Annotated in this window: 1 protein-coding gene; it reads right to left on the bottom strand. The window is 45.2% G+C overall.

The window, feature by feature from the left end:
* Positions 1–248, bottom strand: a 248-nt coding sequence (locus AN944_RS21230; RefSeq protein WP_200913407.1) for a VCBS domain-containing protein, incomplete at both ends; no start/stop codon positions are given.

Here is a 248-nt window from a genome sequence, read left to right as displayed (position 1 = left end):
TCAGTACCGTTAATGGTGACGGTGACTTGTTGTTCAGTGCCATCGACGGAATGCACCAGCAATGTGTCAGTTAATGATTCACCCGTTTTTAGACCTTGAATGGTCGCTTGTGAGTTATCAGCGGTGTAAACCCAATGGCCTAAATTGTTGATACTCAAGGTACCAAACTGGCCTTGAATCGATTCGGCGTTAAATTGTGCTTGGCCGTTATCACTATCAGTAATGGTCAACGCACCATCGACCCTTAA

It is taken from the genome of Shewanella sp. P1-14-1 (assembly GCF_001401775.1).
In the GTDB taxonomy this organism is placed as follows: domain Bacteria; phylum Pseudomonadota; class Gammaproteobacteria; order Enterobacterales; family Shewanellaceae; genus Shewanella; species Shewanella japonica.
The sequence above is the reverse complement of the archived record's forward strand: the minus strand, read 5'-3'. Positions and strand labels throughout refer to the sequence as shown.